This window comes from Hominifimenecus sp. rT4P-3, assembly GCF_051055405.1.
GTDB lineage: Bacteria > Bacillota > Clostridia > Lachnospirales > Lachnospiraceae > Pseudolachnospira.
This window is the reverse complement of the sequence record NZ_CP167068.1, coordinates 515,001-541,341: the sequence shown is the minus strand read 5'-3', so window position 1 is coordinate 541,341 and position 26,341 is coordinate 515,001. Positions and strand designations below refer to the sequence as shown.

Sequence of the window (26,341 nt, the reverse complement as noted above, 5' to 3'; positions counted from 1 at the left end):
CCCTTACACCTCCCACGGATTTTCCGTCCCATAGGGAAGGTTTTTCGGTTGATTATAGGCAATGTCGCGAATTCCCAGATACCGGAACACCTCGTATAAAGCCTTGCCATAGTGTCCGAAGGCAACCGCGCCGTGGTGGGGATATCGCTTTTGTATCAGAACATGACGGTAAAACCGGCCCATCTCCGGAATAGCAAAAATGCCAATGCCGCCAAAGCTGCGCGTCGAAACCGGCAGCACCTCTCCCTGGGCGATATAGGAACGCAAGATCCCTTCACTGTCGCACTGCAAGCGGAAAAAGGTGATATCGGAGGCGGCGATGTCCCCCTCCAGAGTTCCTCTGGTAAAATCCGGTTCCGAATCCGCCGGCTCCAAAAGCCGGTGTTGAATCAACTGGTATTTGATCGCCCGGTCGCCGCACATCTTGCAGCTGGGCGTATTGCCGCAGTGAAAGCCCATAAAAAGATCCGTAAGCCCGTATTCCCATTTTCCAGCGATATCTTCCTGATAAAGAGCAGCCGGAACAGAATTATTGATGTCCAAAAGGGTTACGGCATCCTCGGATACGCAGGCACCGATATACTCCGAAAGGGCGCCGTAAATATCCACTTCGCAGGCTACCGGAATCCCCTTCGCCGCCAGTCGGGAATTGACATAACAAGGTTCAAAACCAAAGGTTTCCGGAAAGGCTGGCCAGCATTTATCGGCAAAGGCTACGTACTCTCTGGCCCCTTTATGTTCCTTCGCCCAATCAAGCAGGGTCAGCTCAAGCTGGGCCATTTTCTGGCACAAATCCGGGTAGTACTTCCCCTCTCCCATTTCGTCGGCCATCTCTTTCATGATCTGGGGAAGCCGTTCATCCTTTTCATGCTTTTGGTATTCAATCAGCAGGTCCAGCTCCGAATTTTCTTCCACCTCTACCCCCAGCTCATACAATCCCTGAATGGGTGCATTACAGGCAAAAAAATCCTGGGGCCGCGGGCCAAAGGTAATGATTTTCAACTTCTTTACGCCTACGATGGCTCTGGCCACGGGAAGAAATTCCCGGATCATTTTGGCAGCCTCCTTTGCTGTTCCGACCGGGTAGGATGGGATATATGCCTTGGTTCTGCGCATCCCCAGATTATAAGAGCAATTCAGCATGCCGCAGTAAGCGTCTCCGCGCCCGCCAAATAAATCTCCATCTCCTTCTGCCGCGGCCACATACATCACCGGGCCGTCAAATTTCTGGGCGATCAGAGTTTCTGCTGTCTCCGGCCCAAAATTGCCTAAAAACACCACCAGCGCGTTGCAGCCAACACGCTTCACATCTTCCAGGGCTGCCAGCGCATCCGTTTCCCTTTCCACCGTGACCGGGCATTCATACAAGCCTGCTCCATAGGCCTTTGCCACAGCGCTTCTCCTGGCTTTTGACAATTCCTTTGGAAAACAATCCCTGGATACGGCGATCAATCCCAGTTTTATTTCGGGAATATTCATCCTCCCGTCACCTCCTACGCCAATTCTGTAAATAGATTCCTGCATGCAGGATAGATTTTTTGAAATCTTTGATATCGATCTTCATAAGCCTCCGCCAGCCATGGTTCCGGCAAAATCGTCTCCCCAGTCCGCACGCATTTCCGGCAAATTTCTTCCAAAGAGACGCCCCCGTCACAGGCAGCCATGGCCAACATCGCGCCTCCCAAAGCCGGCCCCTGCTCCGATTGCAGGCATTGCAATGGGATATTGAGGACATTGGCCAAAATTCTCCGCCACAGCACGCTCTTGGCTCCGCCGCCGCAAATACGGCTGGATTCAAGGACAATTCCAGTCCGCTTCACCGCCTCCAGGTTATCTCGAATGGCAAAGGCAACGCCCTCCAAAACCGCCTGCACAAGGTCGGCCCTTGTCGTATCCATACGCATTCCAATGAAGGTTCCCCGTGCATTCATGTCCTCAATGGGACTTCTTTCTCCCATTAAATAGGGCAGAAAATAAACGGGATTTTTGCCCAACCGTTTCTCCGCAATCGCCAATTGCTCGGAAGCATAGTCTTCGGTTCGCAAAATGTCTTCCATAAACCATCGATTACAGGACGCGGCGCTGAGCATACAGCCCAGCAGATGATAGCCTCCGTCGGCATGGGCAAAGGTGTGGATCGCCGGGTTGGGATTGGCCGGAAAAGCTTTGGAGGAAACAAATACGGTTCCAGAAGTCCCCAGGCTGATATTGCAGCCGCCGTCGCCAATGATTCCTGTGCCGATCGCCGCCGCCGCATTGTCCCCTGCCCCGGCAGCCACCTTTACACCCTGCGGAAGTCCCAAGACTCGCGCTATTTCCGATTGGACTGTCCCGATACACTGAAAGCTCTCCCACAACCGCGGAAGCTGTGATTCCCGAACTCCGCAAGCCTCCAGCATCTGGGAGCTCCAACGCTTCTCTTTCACATCCAACAGCAAGGTTCCGGAAGCGTCTGAATAATCACAGGCGTGAACGCCGGTCAGAATATAATTAATATAATCCTTTGGCAGCATGATTTTGGCAATACGTCCATAATGCTCCGGCTCTTCTTCCTTCAGCCACAGCAGCTTGGGGGCTGTAAAGCCGGCAAAAGCCACATTGGCCGTCCACTCTTCCAGCTTCTTTCTGCCAATTCCGTCATTCAAAGCCTCCGTCTGTTTTGTCGTCCGGCCATCATTCCATAAAATGGCCGGCCGTATGACCTGGTCCTTTTCATCCAAGATCACCAGCCCATGCATCTGTCCCCCGCAGCCAATCCCCGCGACTTGCCCGGATTCCAGGTCTTCGAGCAGTTCCGGAATTCCTTCCATAAGCGCTCCGCGCCAATCTTCCGGATTCTGTTCGCTCCACCCCGGACGCGGGAAGGCAGACGGATAGGTTTTAGATACCGTTTTCCTGATTTGTCCCTCTTCATCCAACAGAATCAGTTTCATGGATGAAGTGCCAAGATCAACGCCAATATAATAATTCATGCTTTTTCGTCCTTGCCAACTTCTATTTTTTGTATTTTTTGCCTGCGTTACATTCTATCATTATATCCCATCCGGCAAAGATTTTCATAATCTTTTTGCAAGATTTCCATTTCACTCTTGCCATAATGAAGATCCTGTTCCAGGAAAATGTATTCCGCACCCACGTCGTCTCCGGCGGAAATGATGCCAGGAATATCCAGATTGCCCTCTCCCGCTTCAGCAAATTGAATGCGGGCCGTCAGCAAATTTTGATCCAAGTGCTTCCAAATTTCCAACCATTCTTTCGTATCGATGGGTGGAACACGGAAATCTTTTAGGTGCATGACCGCCACTCTGCCGTCTGCACCGAATTCACGGGTCAAACGCTCGGAATCCAGGCCTCCAGCCTGAATCCAATAGGTACAAAGCTCAAACTTCAGCGCCTCGGACTCTTCCCTCATAATGTGCATCCCCGTCTTTCCCCCAAATTTTGCAAATTCAATATTATGGGGATGATAGGAATAGTCCAGTCCCACCGCTTCCAGGCGTTTAGCCGCCTGTTCCAACTGAGCCGTATACTTCAAAACGTCTGCCAGAGAAGCAAAATCGTCGGTTCCAGCGCTAAAGGTACGGCAGTGCTTGCAGCCCAGCGTCTCGCACGCCTTCCGAATCGCATCCAGGTCGTCCCGCACATTCATCTTATGGGCTCCGTCCGGAGTCTCGGGAGCTGGCTCTGCATCAACGGAAATCGAGCACACCTGTATGCCAAAATCATCCTGGGCACGCTTAAATTCCTTGACCGTCGCCTCATTGATCGGTACTTGGGATACCTCGATATAATGGTATCCGATTTCCGATACCTTTCTCATGGTTTCATAAATGCCAAACTCTGCAATATTTTCCTTTAATAATGGTGTATTCACCCCGATTTTTAACACGATTTCCTCCTATCCTAGCACATATAAGCGCCGCCGTTGATATCCAGGATTTCTCCGGTCACCGCTTCCGCCGCATCGTCCACAAAATATAAGATGCCGTCTGCAATTTCATCCATCTCTCCCAGCCGCCCTAAAACTACGGTCTCTTCCAGCATCTTTCTGGCCTTTTGCATCTCCGCATCCTCCGTCCCCTCCGAAGCCTTGAACATGCCCGCATTGATGGGACCGGGAGCCACCGTATTCACTGTGATCCGATCTGCTTTCAACTCCTTTGCCAAATAACGCCCCAGCCCGCAGACCGCCGCCTTCGACGCGGAATATCCCGTATTGACCGGCCGGTTCGCCCGTCCTCCAATCGAGGCGACATTGACAATCCGTCCTCCGCCCGCTTCTCTTAAATAAGGGATCGCCGCCCGGCAGGAGTGAAAGGTTCCGGTCAATGTCACATCCAGGGCTAACTGCCAGGATTCCGGCCGCATCTCTTCGACCGTTCCGCGCCCGCCCGTGCCGGCACAATTGATCAGGACATTCATGCCCCCCATTTTTTCTTTGGCGAAAGCCATCGCCTTTTCCATATCGGAGACGGAAACTACGCTGCCGATACAGGTCCATATTCCTTCCGGGTACTCTTCCTTCAAACCGTCCGCTTTTGCCAGCAGGCTCTCGCTAATATCGATCAGAACGACCTTCGCCCCCTGACACAGCAGCTTTTTGGCGCATGCCACTCCCATATCCGAACCGCCGCCGGCAATTACCACCCGTTTACATTCCCATTTCATCTGCTTTTCCTCCTAGTTCTGCATAAATGCGCCGCCGTTTACATCCATACAGTCGCCGGTCGTCCAAGGAGCCTCGTCGCTGGCCAGATAGAGAATGGCATGAACGACCGCATTTTTCACCGAAGCGTCCCGAAGATCGCCTGCGGCAATGCTGTTTACCGTAATTCCATACTCCCGTACTTCCATCGCCAGCCCTCTGGTAAAACCCATGGCTCCGGTTTTCGCCGCGCCATAGGCAATGTCATAATCGCCCGCGCATCTTCCTGCCATGGAGGTCAAAATAACCACACGGCCTCCTCTTCTTTTTTTCATCCCAGGCAGGAAGCTGTGGGCGCTATAGTAGAGCTCGCTCAGGTTTGCCTTCAAGACTCGGCTCCACTCTTCCTCAGAGATTTCCATGCAGCCGCCTGTGCTTTGCTCATCCTGGAGATTGATCAACGCGTCCATCTTTCCAAATGTATCCTCTATTTGACGGGCTGCCTTTTCCATCTCCAAAATGTCTCCCGTATCCGCCGCCACAAAGAATACCCGCTGTGGATATTTCCCTGTCAGCGCCTCGGCAAGGCCGGCTTTTTTCTCTTCATCCACGAGGATCACCGCCGCCGCCCCTTCTTTCAATAATTCTTCCGCGGCCGCCTGACCCAGTTCGGATACTCCTTTGACCAATACCGCTGTTTTATCTGCCATTCGCATGATACTTTCCCCTTTATGGTAGTGTTCCTTGCAAATACCTGGAACTGCCGAAAAAATACGGCAGTCCCAGATATTTTCCCTCTTATTTTGCTTCCAGTTCCTCCGCGGTAGAAATTGCTAAATCCACCAGCTCATCGCCGCAATACTCGCGGAACAATTCATATACAGAACCCTTGCAGGCCTCTCTCATCTTCTCATAGTCCTCGTCCGTAAGCTCCACATAGGTTACGCCGGCAGCCGTCATCTGATCCAGCGCTGCCTGCTCGCTTTCGATACCGTTTTCATAGGCAACTTCACGGATATGTTCCACTACCTCCAGGATAGCATTTTGATATTGCTCCGGCAGCGAATCCCAGGCGGCATTATTCATAGCCAAGCCATAGAAGAAAGGTTCGTGGTTGGTATTCACAATATATTTCTGCTGCTCATACAGCTTATTGGTCAAAATAACGTCCAGAGGATTTTCCTGGGCGTCTACCAGACCCTGCTGAAGAGCTAGATACAGCTCAGAAAAAGCAACCGGCGTCGGGTTGAAGCCAAACGCGCTCCACAAGCGGATATACTGCTCCATCTCCATCACTCGGATATTCTGTCCGGCAAAATCGTCATAGTTCTTGGTCTCCACATTGGTGGACAGAGTCCGGAAACCAATGGGTACCTCCAACAAGAGCTTCATCCCAATCTCGTCGGAAATCTCTACAATCTTATCGTAGATTTCCGATCCGGGAGACATCGCTTTTTTGCAGGCTTCCACCGAAGAATACAGACAGGGCATCGCCAAGATCGACATACGATCATCCATATGGGAGCCCATACCCAGTACCATCTGAATGGTATTATCACGCAGTCCCTGCCAGTTATCCGTCTTGGAACCGAGCTGGGAATTGGGATAAATGTCAATAATCACATGGCCGTCGGTGGCGGCCTCCACCTCTTCCTTAAATTGAAGCGTCAATTTATGGACAAGCGAGGACTCCGCATTTTCATGAGAGAAAATAATAGTATAGGTTTCGTCCGACGCCGGAGCGTTCTCTCCGCCAGCTGCCTCCGTCTCCGAGCCGCCCGCCGCGGCTGTCGTCGCCTCTGCGGGAGCTGTGGTCTTTTCCGTGCTCTCTCCCGAACCGCAGGCGGCCATCGCGCCCGTCATGGCAATCGCCAGAAAGATGGATAATACTTTTTTCAACATGGTTTTTCCTCCTAATATTTTCATGATTACAACAGACAAAGAGAAATCTGAGGGATAAAGATAATTAGAACCAGGGCCACTACAAAGCAAAGGATAAAGGGAATCGCATATTTTCCCACAACGCTCGCTTCCGATTCCACCAACGGCGCCACCACAAACAAATCCAGCCCAAAGGGCGGCGTTGACAATCCGACAGCCAGATTGCAGGTCATCATGACCGCAAAATGAATGGGACTAATCCCCAAGTCCTTTACTGTAACGATTAAAAGCGGCGCCAAAATCGTAAGAACCGATCCCGTATCCATAAACATACCAATGATAAACATGGCAATGTTGACAGCGATTAGGAAGGTGGTTGCGCTTCCAAAGGCGCTTCCCAGAAATGCCGACAGCATCTGGGGCGCTTTTAAGAGCGTAAGCACCCGGCTAAAGGCGATGGCAAAGGCCAGCAGCAAGCACATGGGCGTATAAGAGTTGATGGCCTCCATAAGGAATTTTCTGATATCCCGAATGCGCATCGTCTTATAGATAAATAAGGATACGATCAGCGCGTAAAATACGGAGAGGCACGCCGCCTCGGTAGGCGTTACGATGCCGGAATAAATGCCTCCCAAAATGATAACGGGAGTAAGCAGCGCCCAAAATCCATCCTTAAAAACCTTCCAAAAGCCCCTTGCCTTCAACGCCGCATAGTTGGCTTCAATCTTGGCCTTATCCTCCCCGTTTCTCTTACAGTAGATATAAGCCCAAATCATCAAGGACAAGCCGATCAGAATGCCAGGGATGATGCCGGCGATAAAAAGATCTCCGACGGATTCGCCGGTAGTAACGCCAAACATAACGAAAATCAAGCTAGGAGGGATCACGACGCCCAGACTTCCAGCCACCGCAACCATAGCCGCTGCAAAATTTTTATTATATCCCAATCGAATCAACAGAGGAATACACATCGCTCCCACGGCTGCCGTGGTCGCCGGACCAGAGCCGGAAATCGCACCGTAAAAAATACAGGTGATGATCACCGCGCAGGGCAGACCGGCTGTCCGTTTGCCCACAATGTAGGCAAATACGTCAAACAATTTTTTTGACAATCCGCCCCTGGCCATAATCGCGCCGGACAGCATAAAAAGCGGCAGGGCCAAGGTGGTGATATTGTCCAGGGCCGAAGCCAGATAACGGATAATCGCCGAGGTGTTTCCCGCAAATTTGGGATCCATCAAAGTAGGAAGCAATGTCGGAACGCCGATGGCCACTCCAATGGGAAGGCCCAGAAAAACCAACAGCGCAAAACAAATAAAGACAACTCCACCCATTATGCCTCGCCCCCTTCCTTATCCAATACGCTTTGAGATTCCCGCTTCATCGTCTCCCCCTTATGGGTGATGAGATAAACGAATCTCTGGATCAAGCGAACCACCCCCAGACCGAAACCAATCGGAATAATCAGATAAACATACTGCATGGGGATTCTAAGAGCCGGCGTCAAAGCTCCGCTCTCCGTCACATTGCGGATCACTTCCAGAGAAGAGTATCCCAGGTATCCATAAAACAGCATCTGTAAAATTTCATAGAAATAATTTAAAAGCTTCTGAAGCGCCTTTGGAAACAACCGATATATGACATCCACACGGATGCCCAATCCTTTTTTTACCGTATACGGTACGCTCAGAAACGCGCTGTATACGAATAAATAACGGCATACTTCCTCCGCCCACGGCAGCGCGCTGGAAAACAGGTATCGCATGATTACCTGCAGCATCATCACACAAGAAAACGCCGCTAAAAAAACCATCAGCAATGTACCTTCCAAATTTTCATCCAGCCAAGTTCCCACTTTTTTCATGGGGCATGATCTACCTCCTCACATAGAAAACTCGATAAGCAGGCCCGCTTTCTGTTTTCTTTGTATCATCCGAAATGGAAAAAGTAAATGACCACTTTTTTTCCTTTTCCAAAATATAGGAACAATTTTTGCACGAAGCGCTGAAATTCAAGAAATGCAACTTTTGTAAAAAGCAATGTCATTTTTTGTAAATGACTTCCAATTTTGCTTTTGATATACTAAAAAGCAAAGAAAGGCAGGTAGCTACGTATGATACAACATTGGAATAGAATCATTCATTTTTTCAAAAATCGAAAACAGTTCTTCCATATTTTGCTCGTAACATATTCGATGCTGCTTTTTGTCATGATCATTTTTTATGTTTATGCCGCCAATGAAACTACAGATAATATTATCCATCAGTATTATACGTCCCAGGAAGATTATCTGCGTCAAAATATCGAATTTGCCCATTCGGATTTGAGCAGCGTTTTCTCCTTATCCAATAATACCCTTTACAACTCCATCGTCATTCAAAGCGTCATGAATCCGCCTGTAATGGATTATGGACACAAATTAAATCTGGTCAACGTGCTGTCCGATACTGCGGAGCATAACCGCTTGATCACCTACATCAGCTATTATGTATCATCCACCGGACTGGTGTACGAATCAAATAAGAGCGTCACTCCACTGGAAAATTGCGCCCAAAGCACAGTCTGGGCCAAATATCTGGCAGAAAACAACGCCTACCGTTCTTACACCGACCAATATCAGACCGATTTCCTTTATGATGAAAATGGCATTTATCTGATTCAAGGTTTTCAGCGTAATCTGGATAATTCCATCGCTTATCTTATGGTTACCCTGAATCCTTCCATTTTCACTTCCAATATTGATACGAAAACGGTCTCCATTTACAATCACCACAAGGAACTTTTATATGGAAGCGGGGAAGTTTCCTTCGAGGAAATGGAAGTCTCTCCCCAAATGGATTCCTGCTATCATCTGGAACAGGATTCGTCCCATATGACTTTATATTATCAGGATTCCCTTACCGGCTGGATTTTTCTCTATCAGATTACCCCGCCAGCTGGATCCTCCCTGTTTACTGCCAGTCAAAATCTCCTTTTATTTTCCACAGCCATCTTATTTGTTGGATTGATCATCAGCATTTTTGTGTCTTCTTATATGTATCATCCAATTCATGAACTGGTCCAAAATGCGGAAAAGCAGCTTGGCGCTCCGTTTTCCTTATCGGATTCCAAAAATGAATTCGATTACCTAAAATCCACGTATACAAAAATCATGAACCACCAGACAGAAATGGTGGCTCTCTTTCCTGTGATCTATAATTCCGTGGTGGAAAAGCTTTTCGACGATTTATTCTTTGACCATCAGATGCCGTCAGCGGAGCTGATCGGACGTTTAGACATGCTCAGTGAAAAATTCAAATATTACCAACGCTATCTGGTTATCCTGGCCGTACCCAGTCAACCTCAGGAGGATTTTAACAATCAAATCCAACAACTATCCCAGACCATTTCTTCCCTCTCAGATATATCGGGGAAATTGTCGGTTTTTCCCAAAAATGACCTGGGCGTCATCCTGGTTCTCGGCTTCTCAGCCAAACATTCCGCCGTCAAAATCCATGAGGCCACCAACCGCTTATGCCAGTCCATTCAGACTAGCCCTGACTGTGGAAATATTCAAATTGGGGTTGGTGGAATTTACACGAATATTATGGATGTGCGCGCTTCCCTCGATGATGCCAAGATTAACCTAACCTTCCGCCAATATACGTCTTCTTTCCCCGGCCTCCCGAAGGATGATCCATTGCTTACCCATGCGGACCGCAATGAGATCATTCGTGAGATCCGTCAGATCTATGATCAGTTAGAATTTTGCGAAGAAGAAGAGTTATTGGAAAGCACGCACAAAGTGTTGTATGACATTCAAAAGGCTCCGTTGGAGCTTTCGCATAAAAAAATCACCTGTGGATTTTTCATGAATCTCTTATATAGCAAATATGCGGCGTTTCATCTCACTCCTGCTTTGCAGAGTGATGATTTTTTCGCCCAGTTATTCCGTTTGGCGGATGAAGCGGAAATCACTGATTTCGTTTTTCCATATGCCTCCGATATGATTCATTCCATCTGGCAGTATTATCATGCGCCGAATTACAAGTATGTGCAGCAGTCGTTGGAGTATATTGCTGGGCATTTTTCCGAACCGGATCTCTCATTAGAAACCGTGAGCGATTCCATTGGTATTACCCCCACCTACTTGTCCCGTATTTTTAAAAACATATTGGGGCAGAATTTCCTATATTATGTCAATAATTATCGGATCAACCATGCAAAAAATCTATTACAAAACTCAGAACTTTCCATTCAGGAAATCGGCACGCTGGTCGGGTATACCAATATGACAACCTTCTTCCGGGTATTTAAAAAATATACGGACACTACGCCCAAGGCATTTCGGCAGATGTATAAAAAGTAGGGGATAGTAACATACCTACCGCCTATACGCGGAGTATATTTTAAAAGAGGCGATAATGAACTGCTTGTAAGTAATGATCTTAGCAAACTTCTTTGGGATATTTCCCCTTCTTTCTAAGATTATCCTGTCGCATCAACATACGCATACTTTCCCCAAGGGGGGACAACACTTCTGTCGGAAAACAGCCATAAAACCGGAATGTTATTTGCTGACGCTTCACCCGGAAATTCCGCTTGTCCGTCCGTGAAAATAACGATATCTACCGGCGGATCATTCGTTAGATTTTTCTGTACATAATCAAACAAGCAACCAAAATCCGTGCCACCGCCTCCACGCGGTTTTATCTGTAATAGATCACTTACATCAGAAAAACTAACTGGAGTATATACTCTCATATCGAAAAATCCCAGCGCGCCGACGAGCCCTCCATTAAATTGCGCAAGCGCGTTACATATTTCACCATAAACAGTGGACAGCATATCATCATCGATAGAACTCGAAGTATCTACCATAAACAATACTTCCTTCGGCCTTTCAGTAAATACATTATAGTTAGGCAAAAAGAATTCAGAGTCCTGCCATCTCCTATCTGGCGGAGTAAAAGAATAATCGCAAACTTCTTCCTGAATGAAACGATTCAACAGCTTCTTCCAGTTAAGCTTTCCGGAATTTACTCTTTGCCAAACTCTTTCTGCAAAATCTTCATCGTTCCCGGCCTTGGCATTTTGCCTTGATGTGCTGCGAAGGCTCATTATTTCATTAGCAGCGCTTTTGTCCCAACCGCTCGAGGACCGTCCTTTTCCGCCGTTTGAGGTTTCTTTATCCATAACGATGTTTTCTTCTTGACGAAACAGTTCCTTACGAACAAAGAAGTGTTTTCCACCGGTCGTGTCCTCATCACAAAAAAGAGTTTCCTCCTCCTCTTCTCCGGGGCTTAAAACAATGACACCTTTCTCTCCGCGATCTTCCTTCTGATCCCACCAGGTTTCTGCGTCAATCATATAGTTTCGTCTAACACCCGGTTCCATAGTTGCGGGATCAAACGGAACACAATCAAGAGCCTCCTGCGCGGTCAGCGAGCGTCCCTCCTTTGCCGGAAAGAATGTTTCGTGAAATATTCTTCCGATACGAGGCAGTCTATCGTATTTCCATCCGAGAAGCTCAAGATGCGAATTCGCTACAATGTCACATGCGAGATGGAATCGATCGCCCTTGTAGTATTTCGGGCGTTCAATATGACCAAGCGCGATATGCATTAACTGATGTGAAAGGATAAAATCCAGCTCCGTATGGCCAAGTTTTTGAAGCCAATCCGGATCAAAATATATACATGCGCCATTGGTAGATATTCTCTTCACATCCTTGGTCGCAACATAGAGCATTTCCTTCAGGGGAGCTGCAAATTCCTCGTTCAACTTATTTAACCTATACCTGGATTCCTGAAGCTACCTTTTTAAGCGTCTTTTTCTTTGCTCAATCATCTCTGCCCGTTCTCCATTGCTGTCTGGAAGACTTCATTTTCCTTGATGATAGAACGAACTTCAGGAATACAGCAATAGTCATGCAGTAACTTTCCTCTAAAAGCCCACGGAAGTTTGCATGCAAAATCAATCGAGTTATCCATCCATGTTTTGTTAAGATGCTTTCTCGCATAAGCCACCATAGCGGAACGAAGCGCGATCTGCAATTCAGGAGCCTTTGGAACATCAACCTCTTCACCAGCAAAAATAGCTTCGATAGAAGGCATTGTCTTGTAGAGCTCCGTCCACGTTCTAAAATTACTCGCTGTACTATGGCCGATGCATCCAACAATCATTGGGTAAACCTCTTTGAAATCGTCTGATATTGTGTTCAGGATATTGCTTACCATTTCCCAAGATCTCGGTGTCGCAAAAGCAAGGTTTGTTCCAGAAGAATCAAATCGCATCAGCGCCACAGAGTTATACTCCAAATATCCAATAACATACTCATGAACACCGGTCTTAACTGCCCAATCGTGCCAGGAACTCGAATCGCCTTTGATTTCGAAATGACACAAACGGTTGGCAAGAGCCTTCGGCATGTTGTAAGCAACCGATTTATCCGTCACACGATTACCTGCAGCAATGACGATACAGTTATCGGGAAGCTTATGTTCACCGACCATTCTATCCAAAGTGATTTGATATGCTGCAGACTGAACCGAAGGAGGAGCTGAAGAGATCTCATCCAAAAACAGAATATTAATTGTCTTGTCGCTGTCATCCATCTGAAAAATCTTCGGTTTTAACCACACTGCAAGTGTCTTATCCTCATTAGCAGTAGGAATACCGCGCAGGTCAATCGGATTGAACAAAAGCAATCGGACATCTGTAATCACAACATGCTTGTTCGTTTTAGCCTCTATTACGCGTGCAATCTCTCTAACACCTTGGGATTTTCCCACTCCAGGAGGGCCCCATAACATTACAGACGGGAATTTCTTAAACGGGGTATTACTCTTCACCAAAGATATGTATGCTTTAGAAAGCATATCAACCATGTTATCTACATTGATTGCGGATAACCCCGATTCTGTTTCGCTCATCATTTTTCCTCCCATCTTCATGTTTATCAGATTTTATCTATTAGAGATATTGGAAATCCTCATCCTTTGCGAGATCAGCCTTTATATCCGCGTTCATTGCAACAATGCAAAAATCTATAATATAGTATAACACATTCTACGCCTTTTCCAACAGATTTCAGCTATGATCAGCTTCTGGCTACATACTTTTATCCCGGTAAAATGTCTCTATTGCCTCTGCAAAAAACTCAGCCGCGCCTTCCCCATATTGTTCATCAAGGATCTGTTTGGCTTTCTCATTCCGATAATACTGCGCCTGCGCCAACATCAGCCCTTTTTCCTCTTTGACCTGGGCAAGCTGTTTCATGACAAAACCATACTCTCCTATGATTTCTTTTACTTCAAAGGAATCCAGGGCGCATTCCCGCTTTGCCGCTAACTTTTGCAGAACCGCTTCCACCCGTTTTTTATAACTTTCTGCAACATCTTTGCTGATGGGATTGTTTGCCACCCGCAGGAATTGATCTTTTCCGCCGTACCACTCTACCACCTTCGCATAACGCTTTTGCATCTCTTCGGAAGATACCACTTTCTTATAATGTTTCTTCCATTCCTCCGCGCCGCCAAATTCTTCTATGGCTGTTTGACGCATGTTCTCCGGCATATGATCAAACATTGTTTGAAACATTTCCTCGACCTCTGTCTCATTAAAAACAGCAAAATCCATCGCATTCTCTCCTTTTAAAATATCATCAATACTGGCGATCAGCCGTTCCAGCCGCTGCTTTTTCGCCAGAAGCATCTTTTTCTGCATCTGCAGAATCTGATTTCGATCAAGAGCAGGATGTTGCATCACAGCTTTTATCTCTTTCAGTGGAAGATCAAACTCACGGAAGAATAAGATTTGCTGCAGAGTCTCCAAAGCCTTATTGTCATAAAGCCGATATCCCGCCTCACTTTTCTCTGTCGGAGCCAATAGCCCGATTTCATCGTAATAGTGAAGCGTGCGTACGCTGATACCTGTAAGTTTTGAGATTTCTTTCACTGTCCTCATGCTGTCTGCCTCCTCGCTCCTGATGGTATTATTTTAATCCATCACGCTGCGTGAGAGTCAAGAGATTTTTGCGATTTTGTGCATGCAAAAGCAGTTACATCGGTTTTAAATTTTTATTGAGCCTATCCACCATCCAGGCAATCCGCTTTTCACGTCCAGCATCTGTCTTTGCGTCAAAATAGGCTCGTGTGTAGGTTTTCTTTACCGATAAAGACATTGCCCCAAAATTTGTACAGGCAGGTTCATATCCTTCCAGTAGGGCGGAAAGCTGGGCAATCTGTTCCTCTGTAACCGCTATAGAGTTTAGAGCGTCCCACTGGCCGTTCTTTTTTGCTTCCTCGATCTTCTTTCTGCCGAAATCAGTCATAAGCCCCTGCTTTTCAAGACTGCCCACCAATGCCTTATTTTTCTCCGACCACTTGCTATTCTCCCTGCGCATAGAAAAATATTTCTTATAAGTTTTATCGTCGATACTTTTCATCTGTCCGTCAATCCAGCCAAAACAAAGCGCTTCTTCCAGCGCTTCTCCCGCTTTTATTGTTTTTGGCCCGCCAGCTTTGCCAAATAAAAGCCAAACGCCATCCTTTGACAAACAATGCTCCGAAAGCCATTTCCTAAATTCTTCTCTGCCTGCAAATTCCATTATATCACTCATTATTCGCTCCTCCTTTCGGTTTGCAATCTGCTCAACGCCTACGCTATTCCCTATATCATCAAATTTACCAGAACTTATTTCCGATTACAACAAATAATTATTTCCTTGATTCAGGACCTGTAATCCGGCTAGTTTCTATGACTGCATCGGACATAAACACTCTCAAGAAACATACGCCGCTGGCCGCAACCATAAAAAAAGACAGGATCACGCCCTGCCTTTTTATTTCAGATATTCGAAAAAAGCATAAAAATAGGACAAACATCCACTATTTCTAATCCGCGATACGAGCAAACTCTATCAGCATATTCGTTCCAATAAAAACATATAGTGTGTCTAAATCTGATTCCGATTCAATAGCCGCCCTCATTTCGTTGTTATCATCCAGCACATAGGAATACGCATACGCCTCTTTGAATGCCTCCTTCTCCTCAATTTTCCATTCATCCGTCATTACTTTCCCAGATGTTAAGCCCAAATCATACTTTTCTTTATCGCATTTAAAATAGATTCCAGCATCATCTTTATATCCTAATGCTTCCAGTTGCTTGCTGGTAAGAATACTTTCTCCATTATATATAGAAACGAATTTCCATTCTCCGATAATTGGTTCAGCATTTTTTCCACCGCTGCACCCAAATAAACTTATAGCAATCAGAGCAATACCTAATATAACACTAAAAATTTTTTTCATGTTTCATCCTCCACTACACGAATTTAATCGTCCCTATCATAATCAAAATAGCAGTACCACCTATTCATTGCTCAATTGTACCTTTGCCTTTTATTTTGATTATTTCCGGTCTTTAACTTTAAATTCTAATATATTATACTTTATCACAACTAAATAAAATAATCAACATTAGAAAAACAAATTTATAGGAATCCCTATAAATTTTCCAATTTCTTTTCTATTCCGCTTTCATTTTGTTTCTCTCTAAATTACATATCTAAAACGTAAAAAAGAGGACATCCTCTAAATCTCTTTAGAAAATATCCTCTACATAACACACTTCTATTCGATTTGGACGGGCTGCACTAATATAACTTCGCCCCCGCGGGAATATGATCGTCTACCATCAGAAGATGGAGCTTCTCTTCTCCTTCCTCCTCATGGACTGCCGAAATCAGCATACCGCAGGAATCAATCCCCATCATCTTTCTAGGCGGCAGATTGGTAATCGCAATCGCCGTCTTCCCGATCAACTCCTCCGGCTCGTAATACGCATGAATTCCACTTAAAATCGTGCGATCTTCGCCTGTTCCATCGTCCAGAGTAAATTGTAAGAGCTTCTTGCTCTTCGGAACCGCTACGCAGTCTTTGATTTTTACCGCGCGGAAATCGGACTTTGAAAATGTCTCGAAATCAACCACTTCCTCGAATAACGGTTCAATCTTCACCTTGGAAAAATCAATTTCTTCCGCGGGTTTTTCCTCTATTACAGCCTTTGCTGCATCCGTTTTTTCCGCCTTTTTCGAAGCCTCGGCGCCGCCGAGTGTTTTCATCGTCGGGAACAGCAGCACATCCCGGATCGCCGCCGAATCCGTCAGCAGCATGCACATCCGGTCAATGCCAAACCCAATGCCTCCCGTCGGCGGCATGCCGATCTCCAAGGCATTTAAGAAGTCCTCGTCCGTGTGATTCGCCTCTTCATCCCCCTGAGCAAACTGCTCCTCCTGGGCGGCAAAGCGCGCTCTCTGATCGATAGGGTCATTCAATTCGGAATAAGCATTGGCCATCTCCCAGCCGTTCATGAAGAACTCAAACCGCTCCACATACTCCGGATTCTCCGGCTTCTTCTTGGTCAGTGGAGAAATCTCGATGGGATGATCCATCACAAAAGTAGGCTGCACCAGATGCTCCTCCACAAACTCTTCAAAGAACAGGTTCAGGATATCTCCCTTCTTGTGACGCTCTTCAAATTCCACGTGGTGTTCTTTTGCCGCGGCCCTTGCTTCCTCCAAAGTATGAATCTCGTTAAAGTCTACACCGGAATACTTCTTCACGGCTTCCACCATCGTAATTCTCTCAAACGGCTTTCCTAAATCCATTTCAATGCCATTGTAGACGATTTTTGTGGTGCCCAACACCTCCTGGGCCACATGGCGATACAAGTTTTCCGTCAGGTCCATCATGCCATGATAATCCGTATACGCCTGATATAACTCCATTAAAGTAAACTCTGGGTTATGTCTCGTATCCAATCCCTCATTCCGGAATACTCGTCCAATCTCATAGACCCGTTCCAGGCCGCCAACGATCAAACGCTTTAAGTAAAGCTCCAAGGAAATCCGCAGCTTCAAGTCCTCGTCCAATGCGTTAAAATGGGTCTCAAAAGGACGGGCCGCCGCGCCTCCCGCATTGCTGACCAGCATCGGCGTCTCTACCTCCATGAACCCCTGACTATCCAAATACTTACGGATGGTACTGATAATCCGCGAACGCTTAATGAAGGTATCCTTGACCTCCGGATTCATAATCAAATCCACATATCTCTGGCGGTAACGCATGTCCGTATTGGTCAGGCCATGGTACTTCTCCGGCAGAATCTGCAAGCTCTTAGAAAGAAGAGTCACTTCGTGGGCCTTAACCGAAATCTCACCGGCATTGGTACGGAACACATCTCCGCGAATGCCAACAAGATCACCGATATCAAATTTCTTAAAATCCTGGTAAGGTTCTTCCCCGATCATGTCACGGGCCACATAAGACTGAATATTTCCATCCCGGTCCATCACATTACAGAAAGAAGCCTTCCCCATCACACGTTTGGACATCAAACGGCCGGCCACAATCACTTCTTTGCCTTCCATCGCTTCAAACTGATCTTTAATCTCCTTGGTGTGGTGCGTCACATCAAACTTTGTAATCACAAAGGGATCTCTGCCCTCCGCCTGCAAAGTGGCTAGTTTCTCCCGGCGTACCTGCCGCAAATGGCCAATATCCTGTTCCTGGGATACGTTCTTATTCTCTGCCATGTCTTCCTCCATCTTATCGTCTCGCTGGATTCAGCGTTCTTTTTTACCAGAATCAGGCGACCCATAGGCCGCCCGAAAATAACTATCCTTTGGAGATTCCCTCAGCTTACCCGATCAATCTGAAGTACTTCATAGGTGATGGTTCCAGCCTGTGTCTCTACCAGAACCTTATCTCCGATCTTCTTGCCAAGCAGTGCTTTTCCCACCGGCGACTCATTGGAAATCTTCCCCTGCAAGCTATTTGCCTCTGTAGAGCCGACGATTGTAAACTGCATGGTCTCGTCAAATTCCTCGTCATGCACCTTTACCTGACATCCGATACTAATCTTGTCTAGCTCTACCTCGTCCTCCACGACGACTTCTGCGTTTTTCAAGATCTTTTCCAGTTCTTCGATCCGAGCCTCGATGTCTCTCTGCTCATCCTTCGCCGCATCATACTCTGCATTCTCCGAAAGGTCGCCCTGTTCCCTGGCCTCTTTAATTTTTTCCGCGATCTCTCTCCGCTTTACAACCTTTAGATTCACCAATTCATCTTCCAGTTTTTTTAGGCCGGTATACGTCAATATCTTCTTTTCTGCCATAATTCCTACACCCTTTTCCATTTTATATTCGCGCATAGGCATGAGCCAAGCGGGCATGCGATATGTCCATTTGGCTCATGCCTGTGGTATCACTATTTTGCAGCTCTGCCGCGCATTCAAGCAATCATACCCCACCGGATTGCCGCAGACAGCTTTCTGGATGACATGGCACATATTATACTCTAAAGCCCCTGCCTTGTCAACCGCATTCCCTATTTTGTCGAAACCCGCCAAAACCCACAGCTTTCCGTCCAATTTCTGTGCTAGTATATGAATTTTTTCCGCAAGTATTCCTTCATATATTAATAGAATTTCACGGAAAAAATTCCCATACTAATTTCTCCAAATCCGCCATGGTTTCCACCGTGTTCGCCCTGCCGCGAAGCGCGGAAGAATGAGGACATCCGCTTGTGTACCAGGCCAGGTGCTTTCGCATTTCCCGCATACCGGTATACTCTCCTTTATATTGAAGCTGCAGTTTTGCGTGACGAAGGATCATCTCTCGCATTTCCGCCCCATTTGGCCGTGCAGGAACCGGTCTCCCATCAAAAGCCGCACGAATTTCCCGAAAAAGCCAAGGATTTCCTTTCGCTCCGCGGGCAACCATCACACCATCGCATCCGGTCTCTTCCACCATTCTTAAAGCATCTTGCGCCTGAAAAATATCTCCATTTCCGATGACCGGAATCGATACAGCTTCTTTGACCGCGCGAATGATCTCCCAATCCGCTGTTCCGGAATAATACTGCTCCCTGGTTCGCCCATGGACTGTCACGGCAGCAGCTCCTCCCGCCTCGATTCGTTTCGCAATCTCCACCGCATTACGGGTAGAGGAGTCAAATCCCGCTCGTATTTTTACAGTAAGAGGCTTTTTTAGCTTTTTTGACATTGCCTCTACAATCTGACTGACCAACTGAGGATTCTTCATCAGCGCAGAACCCTCCCCGTTATTTACTACCTTTGGCACCGGGCACCCCATGTTCACATCGATCCAGTCGAAAGCATCCTCAATCCCAGCCGCCATCTCCGCCATCAGATCCGGCTCCGAGCCAAAAAGCTGAACAGCAATCGGTCTTTCCCGCAGTTCCGACAATAAGAGGGCCTTGGTATTTTTGCTCTTATAAAAAAGGGCTTTCGCGCTGATCATCTCCGTGTACATCGCATCACAGCCCTGCTCCTTGCAAAGAAGCCGGTAAGGCAAATCAGTCACGCCCGCCATCGGAGCCAAAAAAATCGGACGATCCCAAGAAAACTCACCAAGCCTCACGCGTCCTCTCCCTCCGTATCTAACGCTTCGCCTAAAAATACAACCTGAAAATACTGCTCCAAGGCTTGCATCAACTCCGCATGTTCCCTCTGGATCTCCCGGATTCTCAACTCACTTTCAATCTCATCAAATAGATAGTCCGCATCCTCGTGAGACACATTTAAGGTCAAGGTACCATCCTCTAAAAATTCTAAAGTTAACGTACCGCCAACCTCTTCCGTAAAAAGAACGCACAAGATATTCAGCTCCTGCTTTACCTGCTCCGGCAAGCCAGAGAACTCCCGATTAAAATAGTACTTTTGATTGTACGAATTTGCTCCGCAGAGCACCATTCTTTGTTCTTCCATCCTGTCTCCTTACACGTATCCGTATAGCCCGCGAACGCTGACCTCGCCGGCATTCACCGCATTCACCTTGCCCTCTTCATCCCGCACCAGCAACGAACCGTCCGCATCAATGCCAAGGGACGTTCCCTGCCAGCCACCGGAGGAAGTAATGACGCGCACTGGTCCGCCGATTCCAGCCAACGAATGATTATAGTCTTCCTGAATACCGGACAAATCTTCTGTTTCTAAAAACGTTTCATAGTAACGCTCAAAGGCTTCCATCGTACGGGCTACAATCTCTGCACGGGGAAAGGATTTTCCCGCGGCCAGACGTAAGGATGTCGCTTTGTCCTTCACCTCTTCCGGGAAGCTTGGCTCATTCACATTGATGCCAATACCGACCACCACGTACTGGATATATTCCTCCTCCAGAATCATCTCCGTTAAAATTCCACAAATTTTCTTTCCGTCCAACGCCAAGTCATTAGGCCATTTGATCACAGGCACCAACCCCGTCACCTGGGAAACACCGTCCCGTACCGCAAGGGCAGCAAGCAGTGTTAACATCGACGCTTTCATGGGTGAAAATGTCGGGCGCAGGGCTAGGCTCATCGCAACCGCCACTCCCGGCGGCGGTGTCACCCAGGCACGTCCACGACGCCCTTTTCCTCCTTCCTGGACATCGGCCACCACAAGCGCCCCATGAGGCGCGCCGGCATCCGCCCACTGCTTCGCCCGTAAATTGGTGGAAAATGCTAGTCTCTCATGGGTTTCCAGCGCCTTACCTGCCCAGCAGCTTTGAAGCTGACTGCCAATCTCCGCAGTGGTCAGAACATCTGGTGCGCTGACAAGACAGTAGCCCTTATTCTGTACTGCCTCGATCTGATATCCTTCTTCTTTCAGGCTATTAATCGTTTTCCATACCGCTGTTCTGGAAACGCCTAAGGTCCCGCAGATTTCCTGCCCGGACACATAGCCGCCCCGCTGCCGCAGCAACAATAATACTTCCCGCTTCATCGTTTATGCCCAAACCACCTTTCCACAAATAAAAGCCAAAATCAAAAGCGCCACACACACGAGGGCAAAGGGTAAACCAGAAAGACGATGCGTACTCCGATTGGCGCTCCGAAACCGCGCATAAGCCAAAACGCCATTGAGAGCCGCCGCATCCAAAAAGATTAAGGGAAATAATTTCATCGAATGCCCCGGTTCAAAAAAAGACGCAATTGCCAGCAATATAGCGACCGCACAGGCGCCAATATGAAACCAATCATAAAATTTATCAAAACTACGAGAATTCGTACCGAATTGAATTTGTGACATATTGTTCTCCTTCTATATATTCCAGCTATATATTCTGCAGTAAGTTGAAAAGATATTTTCCCCAAGAGTATTTCATCCAGAAAGGATACTTCCTAACCTCTTACGCCTTTGCCTGCCCGCTTTTCGCAATCATCTCCTGAGCTTTCTCTCCGGCCAGTTGTCTCTGTTCCTCTCGTTCCCGCTTATTTCGAATTCGCAGCTCCCGAAAAAAACATTTCAAAATGGCCTCGCACTCCGGCTGCAAGACGCCCTTCTCCACCAGAACCTGATGATTCCACTGAGGCATTTCCAAAATATTTAAAAGGGAACCCGCGCATCCAGCTTTCGGATTCATCGTCCCAATCACCACCCGGTCAATCCGAGACTGCACCAAAGCGCCCGCGCACATCTGGCAAGGCTCTAAGGTGACATACATGGTGCAGCCCTCCAGCCGCCAATCGCCCAATTTCCGGCTGGCCCGGTCAATGGCAATCAACTCCGCATGGGCAAGCGTCGTCTTTTTCGTATTTCTTCTATTATAGCCCCTGCCTACGATCTTCCCTTCACAGACAATCACGCAGCCAATGGGGACTTCCCCCAGTGCAAGTGCCTTCTTTGCCTGCTTCAAAGCTTCCTTCATATACGTCTCATCGATGTTCACTGGCTTCCTCCCTTTGCGCTTGTGTGCCTGGCGCTAATACCGGTTCAAGCAGGCGTAAATTTCCTGTATCCGCGGCATCGCCAAGCCAAAAGGAATATAGGACAAATCGCAAATGGCAGCCAACCCATTCTTCTCTATCTTTCCCATAATTTCTTGAACCACAACGTCAAACTCCCGATCTCCTCCTTCGGATGTTTCCTTTATATGTTGCAGGATACAGCCAAGGGCCGCGGTCTGTTCTCGATCCACCAATTGTTCCACGTACCGTAGATCCACGGTATCGTTCCCCAAAAGGAAGGAATCCTTTCCGAGAATCTTCATCTTTAGCCGTTCCGTCACCATCCCGGTTCCCCGATAGTTTTTCCGCTTTTGCGTGGATAAACCCGGATGAAAGTGCCTTTTCTTCTCCGGCAACTGAAATCCCGGCGCTTTGATTTGAGGCGCAGGATAGTTTGCCGCCATTTGTCTGGCCATCTCCGTAATATCCACCGGCCGATAGTTGTCCATCTGCAAAATAGTGTCCGCGATGAAAAAATAAGAACCGCAGCTTCCCACTACCAAAATCGTGGAGATTCCCGCTCTCTCGTAAAGGTCTCTTGCCCGCTCCAAAAAAGGAGTGATGGGCTCTTTATCCCTAGTGATCACTTTCTGCATCAGTTCATCCCGCACCATAAAGTTGGTTGCCGAGGTATCCTCATCGATGAGCAAAAGGCGGCTGCCCGCTTCCACGCCTTCCATGATATTCGCTGCCTGGGAAGTGCTGCCACTGGCATCAAGGGTAGAAAAACTACGGGTATCTCGTCCATTGGGCAGCTGATTGATAAATAAAGAGATATCCACGCCGCTGATTTTTCTCCCGTCCTCCGCCCGCAGCTTTAAAGCAGAATCCTCCGTGATCACATATTCCCTGCCGTCTCCAGAAATGTGATTGTACACCCCCCGCTCCAGAGCCTGCAGCACTGTGGATTTCCCGTGATAACCTCCGCCTGCAATCAACGTAATTCCACGACGAATTCCCATACCGGAAATCTCTCCCGCATGAGGCAGATGCAAAGTAACTTCCAGAGATTTGGGGGATTGAAAAGGCGTCGCTCCCTTCATGGGACGGTCCGAAACGCCGCTTTCTCTCGGTAAAATCGCGCCATTGGCAATAAACGCCACCAAGCCTTGGCGGGAAAGTTCTTCCCGAATGGCTTGCTGATCTTCCGCAAGAAAAAATACCTGTTCCACTTCACTTGCCGGAAGACGACGATAGAAAAACGTTCGCTCCACGCTCTGGGGCAGAAAGTCAAACAAAATCTTTTCCAGCTCCAAAGCCTGAATCGTCCTCCCATTGGCAGGAAATCCCACGTCAAAACGCGCAAGAATACCATCCGGCCGTATCTCGCAGGCAGTACGCTCCAAGATCTCCTGGCCGCAGCTGCTAACCGCAATCATTCCACTTTTTCCCGATCCCTTCGCCTGGAAACAAAAGCGTTCCGTCTGCGCACGGAACCTCCGAGTCAAATAATCCTGCAGTGCAATGCGGGTATGCCGCTTTTGATAAAGATGCGCCGGAAAGCCCGCCTCTTGGCGAGAAATATGAACGCTCAGTTTCGAGGGAGAAGCAAAAGGATCTCCCTGCACATGATCGATGGATAACTGATACGTTCCAAAGTCATAATTCCCCTTTAACGATTTATATGCCGGATAGCTTTTCCGGTGAATGGCAAGAAGCTCTCTGCGCAATTCTTCCGAGTTCTTCATAAAACACAATTCCTTTCTGTCTCTTTCCCGCAGCTTTGCCGCGCATCACAACCAAGTTCTCTCATTATAGCACGATGTTATCGATTTCGCCACGTTTCTTTTCTAAAAAAGCAACGCAAAAAACAGGAGAAACCCGTTTCTATTTCTCCCAATATTTGATAAGATGTAGAGAGACAAAAGCAAACACGGCTCTTGTACATGGAAAGTATCTTTCACGGAGGAATAAAGGAATGTTAGAATTTCGATATGACACTCAATTACTCATTGAGGGTAACGATTTAGACGAAGACGCAGTCAGCGACTACTTTAGCAATCACTTTAAGGGGGACTGCCTGCTGGCAGTTGGAGATGAAGAATTGATAAAAATTCATTTTCATACAAATGAGCCATGGAAAGTTCTGGAATATTGTGCTTCATTAGGGGAAATCTACGATATTGTGATTGAGGATATGGAGCGACAATCCAGAGGTTTAAAAGGATAAATTTCTAATAGGAACCAACGCCAGTGATTGTTCCATCGGTTCCAACACCGGGTAATTGGGGTTGCATAAAGTCTCCAGAAATACTGCTTTTGTATTTTCACGAATGGCTTTTCGAAAATTTTCCAGATCGCTGGGGTCTACTGATTCCCAACAGAGATCTCATGATAAAAAAAGTCCCTAGATGTATCATCTAAGGACTTTTCGCTCCCCCTGTTGGACTCGAACCAACGACACTGCGGTTAACAGCCGCATGCTCTACCGACTGAGCTAAGGAGGATTACTTTGTTTGATCGGCGCGCCTTCATTATCTCTCTGGCTTTCCCTTTAGATAACAAAGAAACGGGCAGTCTCCACTACCCGCTCGATTACACCTTCAAAACTGCATACCGAAAATTATCTACATCAAATTCCTTTGCTTGAGGTCAAGCCTTCGACCGATTAGTGACAGTCAGCTGCATACATTACTGTACTTCCACCTCTGCCCTATCTACCTCGTCGTCTTCAAGGGGTCTTATTTCTTTAAAAGAAGGGATATCTCATCTTGAGGGGGGCTTCACGCTTAGATGCCTTCAGCGTTTATCCCTTCCAGACTTGGCTACCCAGCTCTGGGGTTGAGCCCCAACTGGTACACCAGCGGTCTGTCCATCCCGGTCCTCTCGTACTAAGGACAGCTCCTCTCAAATATCCTACGCCCGCGCCGGATAGGGACCGAACTGTCTCACGACGTTCTGAACCCAGCTCGCGTACCGCTTTAATGGGCGAACAGCCCAACCCTTGGAACCTGCTACAGCTCCAGGATGCGATGAGCCGACATCGAGGTGCCAAACCACTCCGTCGATGTGAACTCTTGGGAGTGATAAGCCTGTTATCCCCAGGGTAGCTTTTATCCGTTGAGCGATGGCAATCCCACTTTCTACCACCGGATCACTAAGTCCTACTTTCGTACCTGCTCCACCCGTCGGTGTCGCAGTCAAGCCCTCTTCTGCCTTTGCACTCTTCGGATGGTTTCCAACCATCCTGAGAGGACCTTTGAGCGCCTCCGATACTCTTTCGGAGGCGACCGCCCCAGTCAAACTCCCCGTCAGACATTGTCCCTCCGCCGGCTAACGGCGGCAGGTTAGAAATCCAGTACTACAAGGGTGGTATCCCAACAGCGGCTCCTTGGCAACTGGCGTCACCAATTCTCAGCCTCCCACCTATCCTGTACAGATAGTACCGAATCCCAGTATCAAACTAGAGTAAAGCTCCATGGGGTCTTTCCGTCCTGGCGCAGGTAACCAGCATCTTCACTGGTACTTCAATTTCACCGGGTGCATTGTTGAGACAGTGCCCAAATCATTACGCCTTTCGTGCGGGTCGGAACTTACCCGACAAGGAATTTCGCTACCTTAGGACCGTTATAGTTACGGCCGCCGTTTACTGGGGCTTAAGTTCAGACCTTCGCGTTTCCGCTAAGCCCTCCCCTTAACCTTCCAGCACCGGGCAGGCGTCAGCACATATACCTCACCTTTCGGTTTTGCATATACCTGTGTTTTTGCTAAACAGTTGCTTGGGCCAATTCTCTGCGGCCAGGTCTCCCTGGCACCCCTTCTCCCGAAGTTACGGGGTCATTTTGCCGAGTTCCTTAACAATGCTTCTCCCGTCGGCCTTAGGATTCTCTCCTCATCCACCTGTGTCGGTTTACGGTACGGGTACAATACAAACAATAGCGGCTTTTCTTGGCAGCTGGAATCGGTGACTTCACTACTTTTGTTCGCTCCGCATCACGTATTCGGATTGTACGCCGGCTTTTCCTAACGTACTCCTACCTCGCTTGCACCGGTTTTCTCATTCCCGGCTTCACCTATCCCTCTGCGTCCCCACAGTTCT

24 protein-coding genes, 1 tRNA gene and 1 rRNA gene (1 of these 26 running past the window's edge) are annotated in these 26,341 nt (G+C 47.7%); 2 read left to right on the top strand and 24 right to left on the bottom strand.

The genetic code is table 11. The annotated features are described in order from the left end of the window. Positions 1–3: 3 nt before the first annotated feature. From ACCC71_RS02595 to ACCC71_RS02560, 8 genes are all read right to left on the bottom strand, one after another. Positions 4–1,479 (bottom strand): L-fucose/L-arabinose isomerase family protein, encoded by a 1,476-nt coding sequence (locus ACCC71_RS02595; RefSeq protein WP_434310877.1) that lies wholly within the window; start codon positions 1,477–1,479, stop codon positions 4–6. 14 nt (positions 1,480–1,493) lie between these two features. Beyond that, positions 1,494–2,972, bottom strand: a complete 1,479-nt coding sequence (gene xylB, locus ACCC71_RS02590; protein WP_434310876.1) for a xylulokinase — start codon at positions 2,970–2,972, stop codon at positions 1,494–1,496. Between the two features lie 47 nt (positions 2,973–3,019). Then, positions 3,020–3,889, bottom strand: a complete 870-nt coding sequence (locus tag ACCC71_RS02585) for a sugar phosphate isomerase/epimerase family protein (protein ID WP_434310875.1) — start codon at positions 3,887–3,889, stop codon at positions 3,020–3,022. Between the two features lie 14 nt (positions 3,890–3,903). Continuing rightward, positions 3,904–4,668 (bottom strand): SDR family NAD(P)-dependent oxidoreductase, encoded by a 765-nt coding sequence (locus ACCC71_RS02580; protein WP_434310874.1) that lies wholly within the window; start codon positions 4,666–4,668, stop codon positions 3,904–3,906. Between the two features lie 12 nt (positions 4,669–4,680). Continuing rightward, on the bottom strand, positions 4,681–5,361 hold the full coding sequence (locus ACCC71_RS02575; RefSeq protein WP_434310873.1) for an SDR family NAD(P)-dependent oxidoreductase: 681 nt from the start codon (positions 5,359–5,361) through the stop codon (positions 4,681–4,683). Between the two features lie 82 nt (positions 5,362–5,443). Then, positions 5,444–6,547 carry a TRAP transporter substrate-binding protein gene (locus ACCC71_RS02570; RefSeq protein ID WP_434310872.1) on the bottom strand — a complete coding sequence of 368 codons (1,104 nt, stop codon included), beginning with the start codon at positions 6,545–6,547 and terminating at the stop codon, positions 5,444–5,446. Between the two features lie 26 nt (positions 6,548–6,573). Continuing rightward, positions 6,574–7,863, bottom strand: a complete 1,290-nt coding sequence (locus ACCC71_RS02565) for a TRAP transporter large permease (RefSeq protein ID WP_434311798.1) — start codon at positions 7,861–7,863, stop codon at positions 6,574–6,576. Next, complete coding sequence (locus tag ACCC71_RS02560; RefSeq protein ID WP_434310871.1) at positions 7,860–8,390, bottom strand: TRAP transporter small permease; 531 nt, start codon at positions 8,388–8,390, stop codon at positions 7,860–7,862. Before ACCC71_RS02560 ends, ACCC71_RS02565 begins: the two co-directional genes overlap by 4 nt. Positions 8,391–8,639: 249 nt before the next feature. Here ACCC71_RS02560 and ACCC71_RS02555 point away from each other — a divergent pair, with 249 nt between their 5' ends. Then, positions 8,640–10,874, top strand: coding sequence for a helix-turn-helix domain-containing protein (locus tag ACCC71_RS02555; RefSeq protein WP_434310870.1), 2,235 nt, complete (start codon positions 8,640–8,642; stop codon positions 10,872–10,874). A 119-nt stretch (positions 10,875–10,993) separates the two neighbouring features. On the opposite strand, the gene ACCC71_RS02550 is transcribed toward ACCC71_RS02555, so the two are convergent. From ACCC71_RS02550 to ACCC71_RS02490, 13 genes are all read right to left on the bottom strand, one after another. Further along, the gene (locus ACCC71_RS02550) at positions 10,994–12,289 is read right to left on the bottom strand and encodes a vWA domain-containing protein (protein ID WP_434310869.1); all 1,296 of its coding nucleotides are present in this window, start codon (positions 12,287–12,289) and stop codon (positions 10,994–10,996) included. Between the two features lie 62 nt (positions 12,290–12,351). Continuing rightward, the gene (locus ACCC71_RS02545) at positions 12,352–13,440 is read right to left on the bottom strand and encodes an ATP-binding protein (RefSeq protein WP_434310868.1); all 1,089 of its coding nucleotides are present in this window, start codon (positions 13,438–13,440) and stop codon (positions 12,352–12,354) included. 178 nt (positions 13,441–13,618) lie between these two features. Continuing rightward, a complete protein-coding gene (locus ACCC71_RS02540; protein WP_434310867.1) occupies positions 13,619–14,473 on the bottom strand; it encodes a MerR family transcriptional regulator in 855 nt (284 codons plus the stop codon). 94 nt (positions 14,474–14,567) lie between these two features. After that, positions 14,568–15,128 (bottom strand): YdeI/OmpD-associated family protein, encoded by a 561-nt coding sequence (locus ACCC71_RS02535; protein ID WP_434310866.1) that lies wholly within the window; start codon positions 15,126–15,128, stop codon positions 14,568–14,570. Between the two features lie 274 nt (positions 15,129–15,402). After that, positions 15,403–15,822 (bottom strand): hypothetical protein, encoded by a 420-nt coding sequence (locus ACCC71_RS02530; protein WP_434310865.1) that lies wholly within the window; start codon positions 15,820–15,822, stop codon positions 15,403–15,405. A gap of 344 nt (positions 15,823–16,166) precedes the next feature. Continuing rightward, the gene (gene lysS, locus ACCC71_RS02525) at positions 16,167–18,107 is read right to left on the bottom strand and encodes a lysine--tRNA ligase (protein WP_434310864.1); all 1,941 of its coding nucleotides are present in this window, start codon (positions 18,105–18,107) and stop codon (positions 16,167–16,169) included. 101 nt (positions 18,108–18,208) lie between these two features. Further along, the gene (greA, locus tag ACCC71_RS02520; RefSeq protein WP_434310863.1) at positions 18,209–18,688 is read right to left on the bottom strand and encodes a transcription elongation factor GreA; all 480 of its coding nucleotides are present in this window, start codon (positions 18,686–18,688) and stop codon (positions 18,209–18,211) included. Positions 18,689–19,001: 313 nt separating this feature from the next. Next, the gene (dusB, locus tag ACCC71_RS02515; RefSeq protein ID WP_434311797.1) at positions 19,002–19,907 is read right to left on the bottom strand and encodes a tRNA dihydrouridine synthase DusB; all 906 of its coding nucleotides are present in this window, start codon (positions 19,905–19,907) and stop codon (positions 19,002–19,004) included. Between the two features lie 44 nt (positions 19,908–19,951). Next, the gene (locus ACCC71_RS02510) at positions 19,952–20,302 is read right to left on the bottom strand and encodes a DUF6145 family protein (protein ID WP_434310862.1); all 351 of its coding nucleotides are present in this window, start codon (positions 20,300–20,302) and stop codon (positions 19,952–19,954) included. A gap of 9 nt (positions 20,303–20,311) precedes the next feature. Next, the gene (locus ACCC71_RS02505; protein WP_434310861.1) at positions 20,312–21,298 is read right to left on the bottom strand and encodes a biotin--[acetyl-CoA-carboxylase] ligase; all 987 of its coding nucleotides are present in this window, start codon (positions 21,296–21,298) and stop codon (positions 20,312–20,314) included. A gap of 3 nt (positions 21,299–21,301) precedes the next feature. Next, positions 21,302–21,604 carry a hypothetical protein gene (locus ACCC71_RS02500; RefSeq protein ID WP_434310860.1) on the bottom strand — a complete coding sequence of 101 codons (303 nt, stop codon included), beginning with the start codon at positions 21,602–21,604 and terminating at the stop codon, positions 21,302–21,304. Positions 21,605–21,704: 100 nt separating this feature from the next. Beyond that, positions 21,705–22,223 carry a tRNA adenosine(34) deaminase TadA gene (gene tadA, locus ACCC71_RS02495; protein WP_434311796.1) on the bottom strand — a complete coding sequence of 173 codons (519 nt, stop codon included), beginning with the start codon at positions 22,221–22,223 and terminating at the stop codon, positions 21,705–21,707. Between the two features lie 54 nt (positions 22,224–22,277). Beyond that, on the bottom strand, positions 22,278–23,990 hold the full coding sequence (locus ACCC71_RS02490; protein ID WP_434310859.1) for an ABC-ATPase domain-containing protein: 1,713 nt from the start codon (positions 23,988–23,990) through the stop codon (positions 22,278–22,280). A 230-nt stretch (positions 23,991–24,220) separates the two neighbouring features. On the opposite strand from ACCC71_RS02490, the gene ACCC71_RS02485 reads away from it, so the two are divergent. Next, on the top strand, positions 24,221–24,472 hold the full coding sequence (locus ACCC71_RS02485) for a kinase to dihydroxyacetone kinase (RefSeq protein ID WP_434310858.1): 252 nt from the start codon (positions 24,221–24,223) through the stop codon (positions 24,470–24,472). On the opposite strand, the gene ACCC71_RS02480 is transcribed toward ACCC71_RS02485, so the two are convergent. The 3 genes from ACCC71_RS02480 to ACCC71_RS02470 all read right to left on the bottom strand — a co-directional run. Next, complete coding sequence (locus ACCC71_RS02480; RefSeq protein WP_434311795.1) at positions 24,461–24,577, bottom strand: hypothetical protein; 117 nt, start codon at positions 24,575–24,577, stop codon at positions 24,461–24,463. The genes ACCC71_RS02485 and ACCC71_RS02480 overlap by 12 nt on opposite strands. A 99-nt stretch (positions 24,578–24,676) precedes the next feature. After that, positions 24,677–24,749: transfer RNA gene (locus ACCC71_RS02475), tRNA-Asn, on the bottom strand. Positions 24,750–24,890: 141 nt separating this feature from the next. Next, a 23S ribosomal RNA gene (locus ACCC71_RS02470) occupies positions 24,891–26,341 on the bottom strand (it continues 1,436 nt past the right edge of the window).

Bases quoted from the DNA above. Each gene is read 5' to 3' on its own strand.
- lysS (WP_434310864.1), bottom strand. From the start codon at position 18,107: ATGGCAGAGAATAAGAACGTATCCCAGGAACAGGATATTGGCCATTTG.
- ACCC71_RS02530 (WP_434310865.1), bottom strand. From the start codon at position 15,822: ATGAAAAAAATTTTTAGTGTTATATTAGGTATTGCTCTGATTGCTATA.
- ACCC71_RS02510 (WP_434310862.1), bottom strand. From the start codon at position 20,302: ATGGAAGAACAAAGAATGGTGCTCTGCGGAGCAAATTCGTACAATCAA.
- ACCC71_RS02535 (WP_434310866.1), bottom strand. From the start codon at position 15,128: ATGAGTGATATAATGGAATTTGCAGGCAGAGAAGAATTTAGGAAATGG.
- ACCC71_RS02540 (WP_434310867.1), bottom strand. From the start codon at position 14,473: ATGAGGACAGTGAAAGAAATCTCAAAACTTACAGGTATCAGCGTACGC.
- ACCC71_RS02580 (WP_434310874.1), bottom strand. From the start codon at position 4,668: ATGAAATGGGAATGTAAACGGGTGGTAATTGCCGGCGGCGGTTCGGAT.
- ACCC71_RS02555 (WP_434310870.1), top strand. From the start codon at position 8,640: ATGATACAACATTGGAATAGAATCATTCATTTTTTCAAAAATCGAAAA.
- ACCC71_RS02575 (WP_434310873.1), bottom strand. From the start codon at position 5,361: ATGCGAATGGCAGATAAAACAGCGGTATTGGTCAAAGGAGTATCCGAA.
- ACCC71_RS02560 (WP_434310871.1), bottom strand. From the start codon at position 8,390: ATGAAAAAAGTGGGAACTTGGCTGGATGAAAATTTGGAAGGTACATTG.
- ACCC71_RS02595 (WP_434310877.1), bottom strand. From the start codon at position 1,479: ATGAATATTCCCGAAATAAAACTGGGATTGATCGCCGTATCCAGGGAT.
- xylB (WP_434310876.1), bottom strand. From the start codon at position 2,972: ATGAATTATTATATTGGCGTTGATCTTGGCACTTCATCCATGAAACTG.
- ACCC71_RS02490 (WP_434310859.1), bottom strand. From the start codon at position 23,990: ATGAAGAACTCGGAAGAATTGCGCAGAGAGCTTCTTGCCATTCACCGG.
- ACCC71_RS02505 (WP_434310861.1), bottom strand. From the start codon at position 21,298: ATGAAGCGGGAAGTATTATTGTTGCTGCGGCAGCGGGGCGGCTATGTG.
- ACCC71_RS02570 (WP_434310872.1), bottom strand. From the start codon at position 6,547: ATGTTGAAAAAAGTATTATCCATCTTTCTGGCGATTGCCATGACGGGC.
- dusB (WP_434311797.1), bottom strand. From the start codon at position 19,907: ATGGCGGGCGTGACTGATTTGCCTTACCGGCTTCTTTGCAAGGAGCAG.
- greA (WP_434310863.1), bottom strand. From the start codon at position 18,688: ATGGCAGAAAAGAAGATATTGACGTATACCGGCCTAAAAAAACTGGAA.
- ACCC71_RS02545 (WP_434310868.1), bottom strand. From the start codon at position 13,440: ATGAGCGAAACAGAATCGGGGTTATCCGCAATCAATGTAGATAACATG.
- ACCC71_RS02485 (WP_434310858.1), top strand. From the start codon at position 24,221: ATGTTAGAATTTCGATATGACACTCAATTACTCATTGAGGGTAACGAT.
- tadA (WP_434311796.1), bottom strand. From the start codon at position 22,223: ATGAAGGAAGCTTTGAAGCAGGCAAAGAAGGCACTTGCACTGGGGGAA.
- ACCC71_RS02500 (WP_434310860.1), bottom strand. From the start codon at position 21,604: ATGTCACAAATTCAATTCGGTACGAATTCTCGTAGTTTTGATAAATTT.